This window comes from Mesorhizobium sp. Cs1299R1N1, from assembly GCF_037179655.1.
In the GTDB taxonomy this organism is placed as follows: domain Bacteria; phylum Pseudomonadota; class Alphaproteobacteria; order Rhizobiales; family Rhizobiaceae; genus Mesorhizobium; species Mesorhizobium salmacidum.
In genome coordinates, this window is sequence record NZ_JAPYKR010000009.1 from 255579 (window position 1) to 270211 (window position 14633).

General features: G+C 63.9%; 20 protein-coding genes. 9 read left to right on the forward strand and 11 right to left on the reverse strand.

Translation table 11 applies throughout. From position 1 onward, the window contains the following. Positions 1–63: 63 nt before the first annotated feature. The 3 genes from O7A70_RS21160 to O7A70_RS21170 all read left to right on the forward strand — a co-directional run bounded on the left by O7A70_RS21160 (position 64) and on the right by O7A70_RS21170 (position 1653). A complete protein-coding gene (locus O7A70_RS21160; RefSeq protein ID WP_027143827.1) occupies positions 64–426 on the forward strand; it encodes a DUF805 domain-containing protein in 363 nt (120 codons plus the stop codon). Next, positions 419–802: a DUF805 domain-containing protein gene (locus O7A70_RS21165; protein ID WP_027143826.1), complete on the forward strand. Its 384-nt coding sequence runs from the start codon at positions 419–421 to the stop codon at positions 800–802. The genes O7A70_RS21160 and O7A70_RS21165 overlap by 8 nt, the downstream gene beginning before the upstream one ends. A gap of 74 nt (positions 803–876) precedes the next feature. After that, entirely contained in the window at positions 877–1653 is a 777-nt protein-coding gene (locus O7A70_RS21170; protein WP_337142127.1) for a hypothetical protein, read from the forward strand. Here the strand turns inward: O7A70_RS21170 and O7A70_RS21175 are convergent. Continuing rightward, complete coding sequence (locus tag O7A70_RS21175) at positions 1553–2590, reverse strand: 2-dehydropantoate 2-reductase (protein WP_337142128.1); 1038 nt, start codon at positions 2588–2590, stop codon at positions 1553–1555. The two genes, O7A70_RS21170 and O7A70_RS21175, sit on opposite strands and share 101 nt — an antisense overlap. 125 nt (positions 2591–2715) lie before the next feature. Between O7A70_RS21175 and dapE the strand changes: the two genes are divergently transcribed. Together dapE and O7A70_RS21185 are read left to right on the forward strand one after the other, a co-directional pair. Next, a complete protein-coding gene (gene dapE, locus O7A70_RS21180) occupies positions 2716–3909 on the forward strand; it encodes a succinyl-diaminopimelate desuccinylase (protein WP_337142130.1) in 1194 nt (397 codons plus the stop codon). Position 3910: 1 nt separating this feature from the next. Next, positions 3911–4543 (forward strand): transporter, encoded by a 633-nt coding sequence (locus tag O7A70_RS21185; RefSeq protein WP_337142131.1) that lies wholly within the window; start codon positions 3911–3913, stop codon positions 4541–4543. 9 nt (positions 4544–4552) lie between these two features. Here O7A70_RS21185 and truA read toward each other — a convergent pair whose 3' ends face one another. From truA to def, 6 genes are all read right to left on the reverse strand, one after another. Continuing rightward, positions 4553–5302 (reverse strand): tRNA pseudouridine(38-40) synthase TruA, encoded by a 750-nt coding sequence (gene truA, locus O7A70_RS21190; RefSeq protein ID WP_337142132.1) that lies wholly within the window; start codon positions 5300–5302, stop codon positions 4553–4555. 23 nt (positions 5303–5325) lie between these two features. Further along, a complete protein-coding gene (locus tag O7A70_RS21195) occupies positions 5326–5832 on the reverse strand; it encodes a GNAT family N-acetyltransferase (protein WP_337142133.1) in 507 nt (168 codons plus the stop codon). Beyond that, positions 5829–6782, reverse strand: coding sequence for a methionyl-tRNA formyltransferase (gene fmt / locus O7A70_RS21200; RefSeq protein ID WP_337142134.1), 954 nt, complete (start codon positions 6780–6782; stop codon positions 5829–5831). Before fmt ends, O7A70_RS21195 begins: the two co-directional genes overlap by 4 nt. Before the next feature lie 40 nt (positions 6783–6822). Beyond that, on the reverse strand, positions 6823–7248 hold the full coding sequence (locus tag O7A70_RS21205) for a type II toxin-antitoxin system VapC family toxin (RefSeq protein WP_337142135.1): 426 nt from the start codon (positions 7246–7248) through the stop codon (positions 6823–6825). Beyond that, positions 7245–7532: a plasmid stabilization protein gene (locus O7A70_RS21210; RefSeq protein ID WP_337142136.1), complete on the reverse strand. Its 288-nt coding sequence runs from the start codon at positions 7530–7532 to the stop codon at positions 7245–7247. Before O7A70_RS21210 ends, O7A70_RS21205 begins: the two co-directional genes overlap by 4 nt. A gap of 74 nt (positions 7533–7606) precedes the next feature. After that, positions 7607–8137: a peptide deformylase gene (def, locus tag O7A70_RS21215; RefSeq protein ID WP_027143816.1), complete on the reverse strand. Its 531-nt coding sequence runs from the start codon at positions 8135–8137 to the stop codon at positions 7607–7609. A gap of 103 nt (positions 8138–8240) precedes the next feature. Here def and O7A70_RS21220 point away from each other — a divergent pair, with 103 nt between their 5' ends. Then, the gene (locus O7A70_RS21220; RefSeq protein WP_337142138.1) at positions 8241–9494 is read left to right on the forward strand and encodes a DNA recombination protein RmuC; all 1254 of its coding nucleotides are present in this window, start codon (positions 8241–8243) and stop codon (positions 9492–9494) included. Positions 9495–9497: 3 nt separating this feature from the next. Here O7A70_RS21220 and O7A70_RS21225 read toward each other — a convergent pair whose 3' ends face one another. From O7A70_RS21225 to O7A70_RS21235, 3 genes are all read right to left on the reverse strand, one after another. Further along, positions 9498–9902, reverse strand: a complete 405-nt coding sequence (locus O7A70_RS21225) for a GFA family protein (RefSeq protein ID WP_337142139.1) — start codon at positions 9900–9902, stop codon at positions 9498–9500. Between the two features lie 123 nt (positions 9903–10025). Then, positions 10026–10979: a cation diffusion facilitator family transporter gene (locus O7A70_RS21230; protein ID WP_337142140.1), complete on the reverse strand. Its 954-nt coding sequence runs from the start codon at positions 10977–10979 to the stop codon at positions 10026–10028. 119 nt (positions 10980–11098) lie between these two features. Beyond that, positions 11099–11908 carry a transglutaminase-like domain-containing protein gene (locus O7A70_RS21235; protein ID WP_337142142.1) on the reverse strand — a complete coding sequence of 270 codons (810 nt, stop codon included), beginning with the start codon at positions 11906–11908 and terminating at the stop codon, positions 11099–11101. 211 nt (positions 11909–12119) lie between these two features. Between O7A70_RS21235 and O7A70_RS21240 the strand changes: the two genes are divergently transcribed. Then, a complete protein-coding gene (locus O7A70_RS21240; protein WP_023772267.1) occupies positions 12120–12245 on the forward strand; it encodes a hypothetical protein in 126 nt (41 codons plus the stop codon). 201 nt (positions 12246–12446) lie between these two features. Then, the gene (sugE, locus tag O7A70_RS21245) at positions 12447–12761 is read left to right on the forward strand and encodes a quaternary ammonium compound efflux SMR transporter SugE (RefSeq protein ID WP_337142145.1); all 315 of its coding nucleotides are present in this window, start codon (positions 12447–12449) and stop codon (positions 12759–12761) included. Positions 12762–12903: 142 nt separating this feature from the next. On the opposite strand, the gene O7A70_RS21250 is transcribed toward sugE, so the two are convergent. Continuing rightward, positions 12904–13332: a DUF6481 family protein gene (locus O7A70_RS21250; protein ID WP_027143810.1), complete on the reverse strand. Its 429-nt coding sequence runs from the start codon at positions 13330–13332 to the stop codon at positions 12904–12906. Between the two features lie 221 nt (positions 13333–13553). On the opposite strand from O7A70_RS21250, the gene O7A70_RS21255 reads away from it, so the two are divergent. Then, on the forward strand, positions 13554–14615 hold the full coding sequence (locus O7A70_RS21255; protein WP_337142147.1) for an LLM class flavin-dependent oxidoreductase: 1062 nt from the start codon (positions 13554–13556) through the stop codon (positions 14613–14615). Positions 14616–14633: the final 18 nt, after the last annotated feature.

Below are 14633 nucleotides of genomic sequence, written 5' to 3' on the forward strand. Positions count from 1 at the left end.
CGGGCAGGTGCACCTTCCGCCGGCGCGACGATCGGTCGCGCTGGTTCAACATGGAGGGGTGACATGGACTGGAAATATCTGCTCACAAGCTTCGACGGTCGCATCAACCGGGGCAAGTTCTGGGCTGGCATCGGCGTATTCATCGTTATCGGCGTTATTGCTTTCATTCTCGATGCGATCCTCGGCACGCGTTTCACCACGGCCAGCGGTGCCCAGATCGGCATCATCGGCATCCTCTTCGCGCTGGCATCGATCTATTTCGCGATTGCCCTCTATGCCAAACGCTGGCACGACCGCAACAAGTCGGGCTGGTGGACGCTGATCGGCTTCGTACCCGTCATCGGCGGCATCTGGCTGCTGGTCGAACTCGGCATCCTCGAAGGCACCAGGGGTGCCAATCAATATGGATCGGACCCGCTTGCCTGAAAGATCGGATCTCAACTGGCTTTTCTTCAAGACCTCGGGCCGCGTCAGCCGCGCGGCCTATTTTCTCGGCGGATTGCTCGTCGCCATCATCCAGGCGTTCCCGCTGTACCGCTTCACGCTGGTGCCGGAGGGCTCGGCCGAGAGCAACATGTGGTCGTTCATCTTCTTCATCGCCTTCATCGCCTCGCTGTGGTCGAACATCGCGCTGGCGGTGAAGCGGCTGCACGACCTCGACAAGCCGGGCATCGCCGCGCTGATCCTGTTCGTGCCGGTCGTCTCGATCGTCGCCTTCCTTGTGTTGTGCCTGTTTCCAGGGCAGCCTGGGCCCAATCGCTACGGCCGGCGCACCAACGAGCCGGCTGAATCAAAGAAATAGAGCATGACGTCGTCCGAAAACCGCTTCACACTTTTCGGCATCACGCTCTAAGGGGGCCGATCGGATATCTCGCCATGCGCTACCGCACGCTTGATCCGAAACTGATCATCGAAACCGCCGAGCGGCTTGAAGGCCGCGTGGCCGACCGTTTCCCGGACGCCGGGTTGCGCGGCGTCGCCGCCGAACTGGTGTCGTTGTCGCGCGATCTGGCCAAGGCCGCCAAGGCGCTGGAAGCGCCGATCTGGTGGCTGCGTGGCATCATTGTCGCCGCCGTGATCGCCGGTGGGCTGATCTTCCTGTTCGTCGGCACCATCCTGCCGCTCATTCACATCTCCCAGGCCGACGACGCGGTGCAGTCGGTGCAAGGCATCGAAGCCACGATCAACATGATCATCCTCGCCGTGCTCGGCTTCCTCGCCCTGATCCGCACCGAGGAGCGGATCAAGCGCAAGCAGGTGTTTCGCCAGTTGCACGGCCTGCGTTCGCTGATCCACGTCATCGACATGCATCAGCTGACCAAGGATCCGGCGGCGCTGTCGGCCAGTTTCAAACCGACCTCGCATTCGCCGGCCCGCATCACCAATGCCGCGGATCTCGCTCGCTATCTCGACTATTGCTCCGAAATGCTGTCGATCACCGGCAAGATCGCGGCGCTGTTCGCCCAGTCCGTCAATGACGCCGTCGTCATCGACGGCGTCAACGACGTCGAGAACCTGGCATCCAACCTGTCGCGCAAAATCTGGCAGAAGATCACGTTGATCGACGGCCGGCCGGCGGCGCCACAACCTTCTCCGGCATCAGGTCCGGCGAGCCGAGCCGCTCGGCTTCCGCCGCGCGCACCAGGGCGCTGATCCGCTGGACCGTCGGCGCCGGCGTGCCGGCTTTTTCAGCGAGCCGCAAAACAGCACCCTGCAGGTCGTCGATCTCGGTCGGCCGGCCGCGCCGCAGATCGTCCCACATCGACGAGCGCGCCTCGGGGTCGATCGCCAGCATGCGCCGCGCCAGCAATTTGAACAGCCAGTCGGGCAGCCTGAGCACCCTCGGCAGCAGCGCCGGGCGCACGCCGGCGATGCGCGCCGGCTCGACGCCGGAGGCCTTCATGGCCCGCAGCGCCTCGTCGATCTGGTCGGCGAGGATCAGCCGCCAGCGCCTGTCGGCGAGTTCGGTTGCCAGCGGAAGGCCTGACAGCGCCACCAACGCATTGTTCAGGTTCATCAGAAGCTTGCCCCACAGCACGGCCTTCATGTCGCCATGCGTTTCGACCACGAGGCCTTCGATGTCGAGAAGGCCGGCAAGGCCGGCATCTTCGACCATCACCTTGCCGTCGCTGGCGCGGTGGACGTGCAGCGGCAGCTCTCCATCGGCTGATTGCACGACATTGAACGGCACCATGCCGGCCAGCACCGTTTGCCGGCCAAGCGCCGCGCGCAGCCTGTCGGCATTGTCGACGCCGTTCTGCAGACTCACGACCACGGCATCCGGACGGGCATGGGCCTTGATGAGTGCTGCCATATCCTGTGTCGCGCCGCTCTTGACGGTGACCAGGATCACCTCGGCCTCCGGCAAGGCGACGGCAGGATCGGTGGTGACGGCAAGCGCTTCGGGCTCGATCAGGCGATCGCGGCCGTCGAGGTCGCTGACGCGCAATCCGCCCTGCCGCAGCGCTGCCTCGACGCGCGGCCTGGCGAGCAGGACAACCCGCCGCCCGGCGAGCGCCAGGCAGCCGCCGGCATAACAGCCAATGCTGCCGGCGCCGGCAATGACGATCCTCTTTTCGCCGTTTGCCATCTCTTACTCCGCGTCGGCCAGAACTATACGACATGAAAACCATAATGTCGGCGGTATCGTCGGCCATTGGCTTGGCCCTATGTCTGGCAGTGACAGGCCTTTCGCTTTCGACTATCGCTTTTGCCATGACGCTGCCGACTGACCCCGCCGCAAACCTCGTCTCTCTCATCCGCTGTGCCTCGGTGACGCCAGCCGAAGGCGGCGCCCTGAGCGCGCTGGAGGCTATGCTGAAACCGCTCGGCTTCCTGGTCGATCGGCCGGTGTTCTCCGAGGACGGCACGCCTGATATCGAGAACCTCTATGCACGGCGCTCCGGCAACGGCCCGCATCTGATGTTCGCGGGCCATACCGACGTCGTGCCCATCGGCGACGAAGCCGCCTGGACGCATCCGCCTTTCGCCGCCGAGATCGCCAATGGCGAGATGTATGGCCGCGGCGCCGTCGACATGAAGGGCGGCATAGCCTGTTTCATCGCCGCTGTGGCGCGCCATGTCGAGGCAAATGGCGGCCCGAAGGGTTCGGTGTCGCTGCTGATCACCGGCGACGAGGAAGGTCCGGCCATCAACGGCACGGTCAAGCTGCTCGAATGGGCCGCGTCCAAAGGCGAAAAGTGGGACGCCTCGATCGTCGGCGAGCCGACCAATCCGGACACGCTCGGCGACATGATCAAGATCGGCCGGCGCGGCTCGATGTCGGGCAGCATCACCGTCAATGGCCGCCAGGGCCATGCCGCTTATCCGCAGCTTGCCGACAATCCGGTGCGCGGCCTGATGAGTCTGGTGGACGCCTTGCTGCATCCCGTCTTCGACAAGGGAACCCAGGATTTCCAGCCGACCAATCTGGAGGTAACCTCCATCGATGTCGGCAACCCGGCGACCAACGTCATTCCTGCCAAGGCCACCGCCACCTTCAACATCCGCTTCAACGACAGCTGGACGGCAGAGACGGTCCAGGCGGAAATCCACAACCGCCTCGATCAGGCAGCGGGGCGCAAGAAATACCGGCCAGGCAAGAAGACGCCGGTCGACTATGACCTCGTCTGGCGCGACCGGCCGAGCCATGTCTTCCTGACCCGCGACGACAGGCTGGTCGAGACGCTGAGCGGCTCGGTCAAGGCGGTGGTCGGCAAAACGCCGGCGCTGTCCACCTCCGGCGGCACATCGGATGCGCGCTTCATCAAGGATTATTGCCCGGTGGTGGAATTCGGCCTGGTCGGCAAGACCATGCACATGGTCGACGAGCGCGTCGCCATCGCCGATCTGGAAACGCTGACGCGGATCTACCAGCGCTTCATCGACGACTGGTTCGGACAGGGCTGAGATGCTTACCGCGGACGAAACCCAAGCTTCGCTGACCGGCGCCTGGCGGCTGATGCTCGGCAAGGTCGACGGGCTGCGCCTGCTCGACCTGTCGGCCGACGGCTTCTGGAATTCGTTCTTCGCCATCATCGTCGCGACACCGGCGCTGATCGTCGGCTGGGTCGGCATCGCCAACGAGATCAGCGATCCCGATGCCTTCGCCGGCCGCTTCAGCATGCTGGTGCGGCTGGCGACGGTCGATATCGGCTCCTGGGTGCTGCCGCTGGTCGCGCTCGCCTTGGTGGCGCCGCGCGCCGGCATCGGCGGGCGCTTCGTCCACTATGTCGTCGCCAGCAACTGGGCCTCGGCCATCACCGCCTGGCTGATGCTGCCATCGGCGCTGATCAGGCTTTTCCTGTCGTCGACAAGCCAGGTCGCGAGCTTAGTGTCGCTGCTGTTGTTTTCCCTGTCGATGGTGCTGACCTGGCGCATGACCACCGCCACGATCGGCAGGGGCGCGGCGGTCGGCACCGCCGTTTTCGTCGGCATGTTCATCGCTTCGCTGCTGGCGCTGTTCGGGCTGCAGATGCTGCTTGGGATCAGCGTGCCGGACGATGTCGGGGCCCAAAGCCTTTCCGGGCTCTATCCGGGATAGAACCGGGTTCTATCCGGGATAATCGACGCCTATCAGGAAAAGTCCATCGGGCGGCGCCACCTGCCCGCAGGCGGCGCGGTCTCGCGCATCGAGCGCGGTCTTGAGGTCGCCTGATGTCCAGCCGCCGTCGCCGACCCGCTTGAGCGAGCCGACCATGGAGCGCACCTGGTTGTGCAGGAAGGACCGCGCGGAGGCTCTCACCTCGATCACGTCGCCCGTCCGGTTCACATCGAGCCGCTCCAACGTCCTGACCGGGCTGTTGGCCTGGCACTGGGTGGAGCGGAAGGTGGTGAAGTCGTGCCGGCCGAGCAGGAGCTTCGCCGCCTCGTGCATGGCGGCGGCATCGAGCCGCTTCGGCACCCACCATATCTTACCCTTCTCCAGCGCCGAGGGCGCCCGCCGGTTGAGGATGCGGTAGAGATAGTGCCGGCCGATGGCGGAGAAACGGGCATCGAAATCGTCGGTGACGATCGTGGCCTTCAGAATGACGATGCGCGCGCCGGCCACCTGCAGGTGTGCATTGATGGCATCGCGCACCTTGTCGTCGGGCCACGCCTTGGCAAGGTCGACATGCGCCACCTGCGCGGTCGCGTGCACGCCGGCATCGGTGCGGCCGGCGGCGCGCAGCCGGACCGCCTCGCCGCAGAATTTCTCGATCGCCTGCTCGATCGCCTGCTGCACCGAAGGCTGGTCGGCCTGATGCTGCCAGCCGGCAAACAGGCTGCCGTCATATTCGATATCGAGGCGAAAACGCGGCATGCCGGTCGGTTATACGCCCTCGCCTAGGCGGCGAGAGCGGTAAAGGCCGAGGCGTAGACCAGTCTGCCGGCTTCGGGTGCGTCGCCCCAGGCCAGCGCCTGCAGCGCTTCGCCTTGATATTCGCTTTCGAACTTTTCAGCCCGGGCGTGGCTATAGCCGAAACGGCCGTAATAGGCCGGATCGCCCAGCACGACAGCCAGCGTCTCGCCGGCATCCCTGAGCCGGATATGGGCCTCGCGGATCAGCGCGCCGCCGATGCCGGAGCCGTGAAAAGACGGCTCCACCGCCAGCGGGGCAAGCGCCACGGCGGCAAAACTCTTGCCGCCGTTCTGCACGAACAGCCGCGAAAACAGGATGTGGCCAATGGCCTGGCCGTCCTCTTCCGCCACCAGTTCGACGACAGCGTCACCGCCGGTTACCAACGCGTCGACCAGCCCGGCCTCCGTCTGCTGGCCGAAAGCGTGTTCCTCGACGAGGCGAATGGCCTCGCGGTCCCGCGGCGTCGCCGCGCGTATCGACATCATGCTCATGAGAATTTCAGTCCTTTTTCGATCTTGGCTCCGCGCAGGAACTCCGACGCGGCAGCGGGCCTTCCGCCCGCGCGTTGAACTTCGACCAGCCTGATCGCGCCTTTTCCGCAGGCGACCGTCAGCCGGTCATCGAGAATTCCTCCCGACTCGCCCAAAACTTCCGAAACCGACAGGCCTTCGGACAGCGTCGAGCGAAGCAGTTTCAGCCGTTCGATGCGGCCGCCAATGTCAATCTCGGACCAGGCGCCAGGAAAGGGCGACAGGCCACGAATGTGGTTGTGGACCTCGGCCGCGGGCCGTGTCCACTCCACGCGCGTCTCGGATTTATCGATTTTCCTGGCGTAAGTCACCCCTTCGGCCGCTTGCGCGGTAAATGCCAGGATGTTCTGTTCCAGCCGTGCCAGCGCTTCCACCATCAGGGCAGCGCCAACACTCATCAACCGATCATGCAGATCGCCGGCTGTCATATCGGGGTCGATGGCGCATTTTTCAACCAATCCCACCGGACCGGTGTCGAGGCCCTCCTCCATGCGCATCACCATCATGCCGGTCTCGGCGTCGCCGGACATGATGGCGCGCTGGATGGGCGCGGCGCCGCGCCAGCGCGGCAAAAGCGAAGCGTGGCCGTTGACGCAGCCAAGCCGGGGCGCCTCCAGAACCGCCTTGGGCAGGAGCAAGCCATAGGCGACGACCACGGCGATATCGGCGCCAAGGGCGGCAAAAGCGCCCTGTTCGGCCTCGCCCTTCAACGATGTCGGCGTGCGCACCTCGATACCCAGCCGATCGGCCTCGCGCTGCACGGGGGACGGCGTCAACTCCAGCCCGCGCCGGCCCGCGGCGCGCGGCGGCTGCGTATAAACAGCTGCTATCTCATGTCCGGCTTCGGCGATGGCACGCAGCGTCGGCACCGAAAACTCCGGCGTGCCCATGAAGATGACGCGAAGGGGCATTTTCTTTTGCGGCCTTGTTCCTGCCTTGCCGTGACCCGGCTCAGGCATTCGGTTCAAACGGGTTTACGAGCTTAAGGTCAAGCCCGTCGAAGTCGCGACCGTTGCGGGTTGCCAACGTGGCGTCATGCGCGAGACAGATCGCGGCGATCATGGCATCAGCAAGGCTGATTGGGCGCCCGAGCCGTTCCCGCGTCGCTCGGAGCTTGCCGGCAAGGCGAGGGATAGAACCAGCAAATTCCACGACGCGACCGGAGAACTGCTTCGAGATCAGGTGATCGAGAGCACGGACATGGCGATCGGAGCCGGTCTTGTTCAGAAATCGTTCGGCACCGAAGGATTGCTCGATGACGACAGGGCCGCACAGGTACAGGTCAAGCAACTTCTGTTTGCGAAACCATTCGACCACGTTCGCATCGGGTGCCGTCCTGCTCGTTTCGGAAATGACGTTGGTGTCGAGGACGATCACTCGAAATCCTCGGCCGGGCGCCCAAAGTCGCGTTTTCTATCCGCTTCGATCTTGTCCATGATCTCGGCGAATTCGTCGTCGATCGCGTTCTCCGTCGCGAACGCGGAGCGTATATTGTCCCATGCCGACAGACCGGGCTCTGGCTTGGCCTCCTTTTCGGCGACCATGCCTTTCCGTAACAGATCGATTGCTTTTCCAGATAGGCTCTGACCGCCGCTTCGTGCAGCCTGTTCGATTTCGCGTTTCAACGGTTCGGGGACGTTCCTGATCAGCATATCGCCCATGCAATTCTCCAACGTTGATATCAATGATATCACGGCGAGGATCGCTGCTCAATGGATTCTGCGCTCGGGTGCGCCTATCCCGCCAGCTTGCCTGGCGCCTTGTCCCTGGCGAGCTTCTTGAACTTCTTCACCACCATGTCGCGCTTCAGCTTCGAGATGTGGTCGATGAACAGCACGCCGTTGAGATGGTCGATCTCGTGCTGCAGGCAGGTCGCCATCAGCCCTTCGGCCTCCATCTCCTGCAGCGTGCCGTCGCGGTCGAGATATTTGACCCGCACCGAGGCCGGGCGCTCGACCTCGGCATAGTAATCGGGGATCGACAGGCAGCCTTCCTCGTAGACGGACCGCGCGTCGGCGCTTTCGAGAATCTCCGGGTTGATGAAGACGTGCGGCGCCGGCGTTTCGTCTTCCTTGGCGAGGTCGATCACCAGCATGCGCAGCGGTTCGCCGATCTGGATAGCCGCCAGCCCGATGCCGGGTGCGTCATACATGGTCGCCAGCATGTCGTCGGCCAGTTTGCGCAAGGGCGCGTCGACGCGCTCCACCGGCTTGGAAACCTGGCGCAGGATGGGGTCGGGAAGGATGATGAGCGGCTTGATCGGCATGGCGTTTCACCTAAGACCTCTAAAGAAAGGCGTCAACCGGTGGGCCTGAGCCTCGTTCACGTTTTGATCTGTGCCAGCCTGCCGAATCGGCTATGCTGTCCACATGAATGATCTAAGCACCATCCTTTCAGAGCCTGTCGTACGGCTCGGCGCCTCGACAATCACGCTCGGCCACGCGCTGGCCTTTGGCGTCTTGCTGTTTCTCGGCTTGTTCGTGGCGCTCGTCGCTGCGCTGTGGCGGTCGGCCAAGGCGCGCGCGGTCGCGGCCGCGGAAGCCGCCGACCATGCCCGCGACGCCGAGACACGCATGGCTGGTATTTTGCAGGCGCAGGCGGAAATGCAGGGCCGCATGGGGGCTATTGCCGAAGTGTTCGGCGCCCGGCAGGCCGAATTGACGCAATCGATCGGCCAGCGGCTCGACGCCATGACCGGCCGCATCGGCCAGACCATGACCGAGCAGACCAAATCAACGCATGAGAGCCTGGCGAAGCTGCAGGAGCGGCTGGCAGTCATCGACACCGCGCAAGGCAACATCCAGTCCTTGGCCGGCCAGGTCGTGCAGTTGCAGGCGATCCTCTCCAACAAGCAGACGCGCGGCGCCTTCGGCCAGTCACGCATGGAGGCGATCGTCGCCGACGGCCTGCCGCATGGCGCCTATGAATTCCAGGCGACGCTGTCGAACGGCAGCCGGCCGGACTGCCTGGTGAAAATGCCGAACGGCGCGCCGTCGCTCGCCATCGATGCCAAATTTCCGCTGGAAGCCTGGAACGCCATCCGCGCCGCCGACGGGGCCGACCTGCAGAAGGTCGCGGCCCAGGCCTTTCGCCGCGACATCGAGGTCCATGTCCGCGACATTTCGGAAAAATACCTGCTCCAGGGCGAGACGCAGGATACGGCCTTCATGTTCGTGCCGTCGGAATCGGTGTTCGCCGAAATCCATGAGAATTTCGAAGCGGTTGTCCAGAAGGCGCACCGCGCCCGGGTCATCATCGTCTCGCCTTCGCTGCTGATGCTGTCGATCCAGGTCATCCAGGCGATCCTCAAGGATGCCCGCATGCGCGAACAGGCGCATCTGATCCAGGGCGAAGTCATCAGGCTGATGGAAGACGTCCAGCGTGTCGACGAGCGGGTGCGCAAATTGCAGGGCCATTTCGGCCAGTCGGCCAAGGACATCGAAGACATCCTCGTCTCGACCTCGAAAGTGACCAAGCGCGGCCAGAAGATCGAGGCGCTGGAATTCGGGGAAGGCGAGCCCGACGCCCCACACGGCGGCGCTGCCAAGGTGGAGGCCGCACCGCGCGTGGCCGATTCCAAGACGGGACAGCTGAGGCTGAGGGTCGTCGAAGGCGACGACTGAACGCTACTGCTCCTCCACCGTCGTCATGCCCTCGAATTCCGGAAGCCAGTGCAGCGCCGAGCGGTGCCATTTCTGGTGTCTCGGAACTAGGTCCTGGCGCTGCCGCGAGGTCCCGACCCTGATCCCATAGACCTTCGGACCGTCGCCGACCGAGGTCGCATAAAGATGCGAGCCGCAGTCGGCACAAAAAGCCTGGGCACGCTTGGCGCCGCTCGCCACGGTCTTGATATAGATTTTCGGCGCGCCCCTGGTGATCCGGTAGTGATCTTCCGGCGCGGGAACAGTGACGCGAAAGGCCGTACCGGTCAGCTGTTGGCAATCGGTACAGTGGCAGATCGAGGTCTTTTCCGGGTCGACCTCCGCCTCATAGGTGATGGCACCACAATGACAGCCGCCGTCGATCTTCATCGTCATTCCTCCAACATCGATCAGGTAATCTTAGCGGCGCGGCGACGCGAAGCAACGGCGCGGCGCTGGTCCAGAGGCCAAGGCATGATCAGGAAGAGGGGATTTTCGGATCATGGCCAAACTCTATCCAGACGCGGATTCGATCAGCTTGCGCCGCTTTTCCCAGGTGCCTGACGTCTGCGGCTTGACGAATAGCCGCGTGATCTCAGGCATTTCCTTCCTTAGCCGGGCCTCGAGACGCTCGACGCAGGCCTCGATGTCCGGCGCCGCCAGATGGTCCTCGAATTCGATGCTCAGGGCGGCAACGATCTCTTCCGGTCCCATATGCACGGTCAGCACACCGTTCGCCCGCTGCACCGCCGGATCCTGCTGGACGATCGCCAGCACCTTCCTCTGCACCTCGGGTGAGGCCGGTTCACCGATGAGCAGGCCCTTGCTTTCACGCGCCAGGAAGATCGCTGTCGCGCCGAGGATGAGCGCGATGCCGATCGAGGCGGCGCCGTCGAGTTCGGGCATCTCGAAAATCTCCGCCGCCGATATGCCGGCAAAGGCGACGGTCAGGCCGAGAAGGGCCGCGCTGTCTTCGAACAGCACTGTATAGACGCTCGGGTCCTTGCTCGATTGCACGGCTTCCAGCCAGCCTTGCTTGCCTTTTTGCTTGCGGAATTCCTTCAGCGCCACCAGCCAGGAACTGCCTTCGAACAGGAAGGACAGGCCGAGAACGACGTAGTTCACCTTGACGTTGGCGACCGGTTCCGGCGCCATGATGTGGATGATGCCCTCGTAGAAGGACACGCCGGCGCCCAGCGCGAAGACCAGAAGGGCGACGATGAAGCTCCAGAAATAGAGTTCACGGCCGTGGCCGAGCGGATGCGTGGGGCTGGCCGGGCGTGCGGCCCGGTGCATGCCGTAAAGCAGCAGGCCGCCATTACCGGTATCGACCAGCGAATGCACGCCTTCCGACAGCATGGCCGAACTGCCGGTGAAAAAGGCCGCGGCGAACTTGGTCAGCGCTATGGCGAGGTTGCCGGCGAGCGCCGCATAGATGACTGTTCTGGAGCCGCCATGCCCTGCCATGCAGGTCTATCCTCTTTGAGATACGATGTAGCGGCCCTGCCGCGGAGTTGCACAGCCATCACAACGCGCCAATCGTCGGGTCGTTCAACGTCTTCGAAACCTGCTGGCAACAACGCCAGCTATTCCTGGATTTCGTCCGTCCATACCTTGAAGCCCGCAAGCATGCCTGGCCCGAAAATATGGGTCAGCGGCACGTCCGCCGCGTCACGGCCCGAGGCGATCAGGATGCGGCCGATACGTGGCGCGTTGTTGCGCGGATCGAAAGCGTGCCAGCGGCCGCCGAGGTAGACCTCCATCCAGGCGCAGAAATCCATGCTCGCCCAGGGCTTCGGCATGCCGATGTCGCTGATGTAGCCTGTGCAGTAGCGCGTCGGGATATTGAGTGCCCGGCAGAATGTGACGGCGAGATGCGCGAAATCGCGGCACACGCCACTCCGTTCGCGCCAGGCTTCCGCGGCGGTGCGCGTCACCCGTGCGTTGCCGTAGTCGAAGGCGATGTGATTGTGGACGAAATCGCACACCGCCTGCACGCGCAGGATGCCGGGCGGCGTATGGCCGAACAGCCGCCATGCCTCGCTTGCCAAGAGGTCGCTTTCGCAAAACCGGCTGGGCAGCAGGAACAGGAGCGTTTCCGCCGGCAGGTCGCGCACCTCGTGCTGCCACGCCATCGGCTCGCCCATCTCGAATGTGCCGGGGTCGCGGATCACCGCATCGGTGCCGAAAGTGAAACGCCCGGGCGGGGCGACGAACCGGTTGCACCAGTTTCCGAAACTGTCGCGATAACTTTCAATCGGGACCGGCGGGCTGGAGGTCAGGAAATCCGGACGCTCAAGATCGGAAGCGCGGGAATAATGGACATTGAGCATTGCGATGAGCGGCGTCTCCTGCGGGAAGTCGAAGCTCATCTCGCAGCCGATGTGGATCCGCATTGTCGTCCTGACCGGCCTGCCTGACGATCACCCGGCGTTGCACGGGTCGATGCTGCAGTGCGAAGACAACCATGGCATGGACCGCCGGGGTTTACGAGCAAATTAGAAACCGGTTGAAAGCGGCCTGCCGGCGTTGGCAGCAAGCACTAGCCTCTTGCAGTCCGGCGTTTGTCTTGTTTCACTCCGTCTCCCGCAACAGGAGGAACGAATCATGGCCAAAGGTGCGATGAAGGCAGGCAAGGAAGCCCGCAAACCAAAGAAAGACGCCAAGAAGCCTGTAGCCGCTCCGGCCCTGAAGGCGCCGCCGGTCAAGGCAATGAGGATCAAGGAAAAGTAAGTCTCCGCAACCCGACGGGGCGGGACTTCACCGGCGGCATTCGACAATGCCGCCGGCACGTGTTGATCGGGCGTTCGGACAGCCCTATGTCGACGACGCGGGGACGACCTCGCACTTTCCGAAAAATTCGGTCGGGACGACCCGCCATGTCGACTGAGCATCCGAGGCCGGAGAGGCTGGATGTTCCGATGGAGCGTTGCGATGTCCTGGACTTTTCTGTTTTTCGCCGGCCTGTTCGAAATCGGGTGGGCGATCGGCCTCAAATATACCGACGGCTTCACCAGGCTTGTCCCGACCGTGCTCACGGTCGCTTCGATGATCGTCAGCCTCACCTTGCTCGGCCTGGCGCTGAAGGCGCTGCCTGTCGGCACCGCCTATGCGGTGTGGACCGGTATCGGCACCGTCGGCACGGCGCTGCTCGGCGTCTGGCTGCTGGGCGAGCCCACCACGGCGGTCAGGCTCGGCTGCATCGCGTTGATCGTCTGTGGTATCATGGGGCTGAAATTCGCGGCTTGAACGACCCTGTCCGCCGGCAGACGGTATCGTCCGCGCCGACATCCAGGGATGCAGGGGCTTCCGGTGGGCGGCATGGACAAACGCGAAAAGGGCCGCGCCTTGGCGCGTCCCTTGTTCATCATCCGTCGCGGCGAGTGCGCTCTTAGCGACCCGTAAAGCCGGGAGGTGTCCTGCCGGTGCGCTGCTTGCGTGCCGCATAGCGCGCGTCGCGCTTTGCCTTGCGCTCGGCTTCATCGGCAAGCAAACGAGCAATACGCTCGTTCTCTTCAGCTTCCCGAAGCTTGGCATCCGCTTGCGCTGCCTCTTCGGCGGCAATGCGCGCCGCTTCGGCTGCGGCCTCACGCTCGGCCTTCTCAACCGCTTCGCGCGCCAGCTTTTCCTGCTTCAGCTTGGCCTTCTCGGCCTCGCGGATCTCCCGGGCCGCAAGGATCGCCTTGCGTTCGGCCTGTCGTGCCAGCACCGCAGGATCGTCTGCTGCCGGCTTTGACTTGAAGCGCTCCAGAAGCGCCTTCTTTGCCTCGGTCGCGGCATTGCGCCGCTCGAAAATGTCTTTTTCCCTGTAGATAGCCAAGTCCACTTCCTTGAAGTCTATTCGCGACGCTTACATACGCGCGAAAACCGGGAGTTCAAGCGCCAAAACGGCATGCCAGCCATGAAATTCCGGGATGTTGCACCGGGGAGACGCATTTCCCGCCGAAATCGACATGCACTGTTCACCAGCCGCCCTCTGGCGACGTGGCGGGCGTGTCGCTACCTCTAGCGCGACAATCAACACACTGGGATGACATCCAAATGGAACTCGGCCTCTACACTTTTGCCGATGTGAGCCCTGTGCCGGGTCCCGGCGCCATCGGCCCGCATGAGCGGCTGCGCAACCTGATCGAGGAGATCGAACTGGCCGACCAGGTCGGGCTCGATGTCTTTGGCCTCGGCGAACACCATCGGCCGGACTATGCCGCCTCGGCGCCGGTCGTGGCTTTGGCAGCGGCGGCGGAGCGTTCGAAGCGCATCAGACTGACCAGCGCGGTCACCGTCCTGTCCTCCGATGATCCGGTGCGCGTTTTTCAGCAGTTTTCCACGCTAGACCTGTTGTCGGGCGGCCGCGCCGAGATCATGGCCGGGCGCGGATCGTTCATCGAATCCTTCCCGCTGTTCGGCTACAATCTCGAAGACTATGACGAGCTGTTCGCCGAAAAGCTCGACTTGCTGCTCGCCATCCGCGATCAGGTGAAGGTGACCTGGTCAGGCAATCTGCGCGCGCCGATCAACGATCGCGGCATCTATCCCAGGCCCTTCCAGGACAGGCTGCCGGTCTGGATCGCCATTGGAGGAACGCCACAATCGGCCGCCCGCGCCGGCGCGCTCGGCCTGCCGCTGGCGCTTGCCATCATCGGCGGCGAGCCAGCGCGCTTCGCGCCGCTGTTCGACATCTACCGTGAGGCAGCCAAGCGGGCCGGCAGCGATCCGGCAGGGTTGGCCACCAGCATCAACGTGCATGGCTTCATCGCCGAGACGACCGAGCAGGCGGCGGACGACTTCTACGGCCCGCAGGCGGAAGTGATGAACCGCATCGGTCGAGAGCGCGGCTGGGGCCCGACATCGCGCGCGCATTTCGACCAGTCGCGTGGTCCCAATGGTGCCCTGTTCGTCGGCAATCCGGAGCAGGTGGCGGAAAAGATCGTCGCCCAGCACAGGATATTCGGCAACGACCGCTTCCTCTTGCAAATGGCGATCGGCACCATGCCACACGCCAAGATCATGAAGGCGATCGAGCTTTACGGCACCAAGGTGGCGCCGGTCGTGCGCAAGGAAACGGCGAAACCCGCGCCGGCCGTGGCGGCGCCTGTCGCGTGAACTTAATGGGGCCTCGCA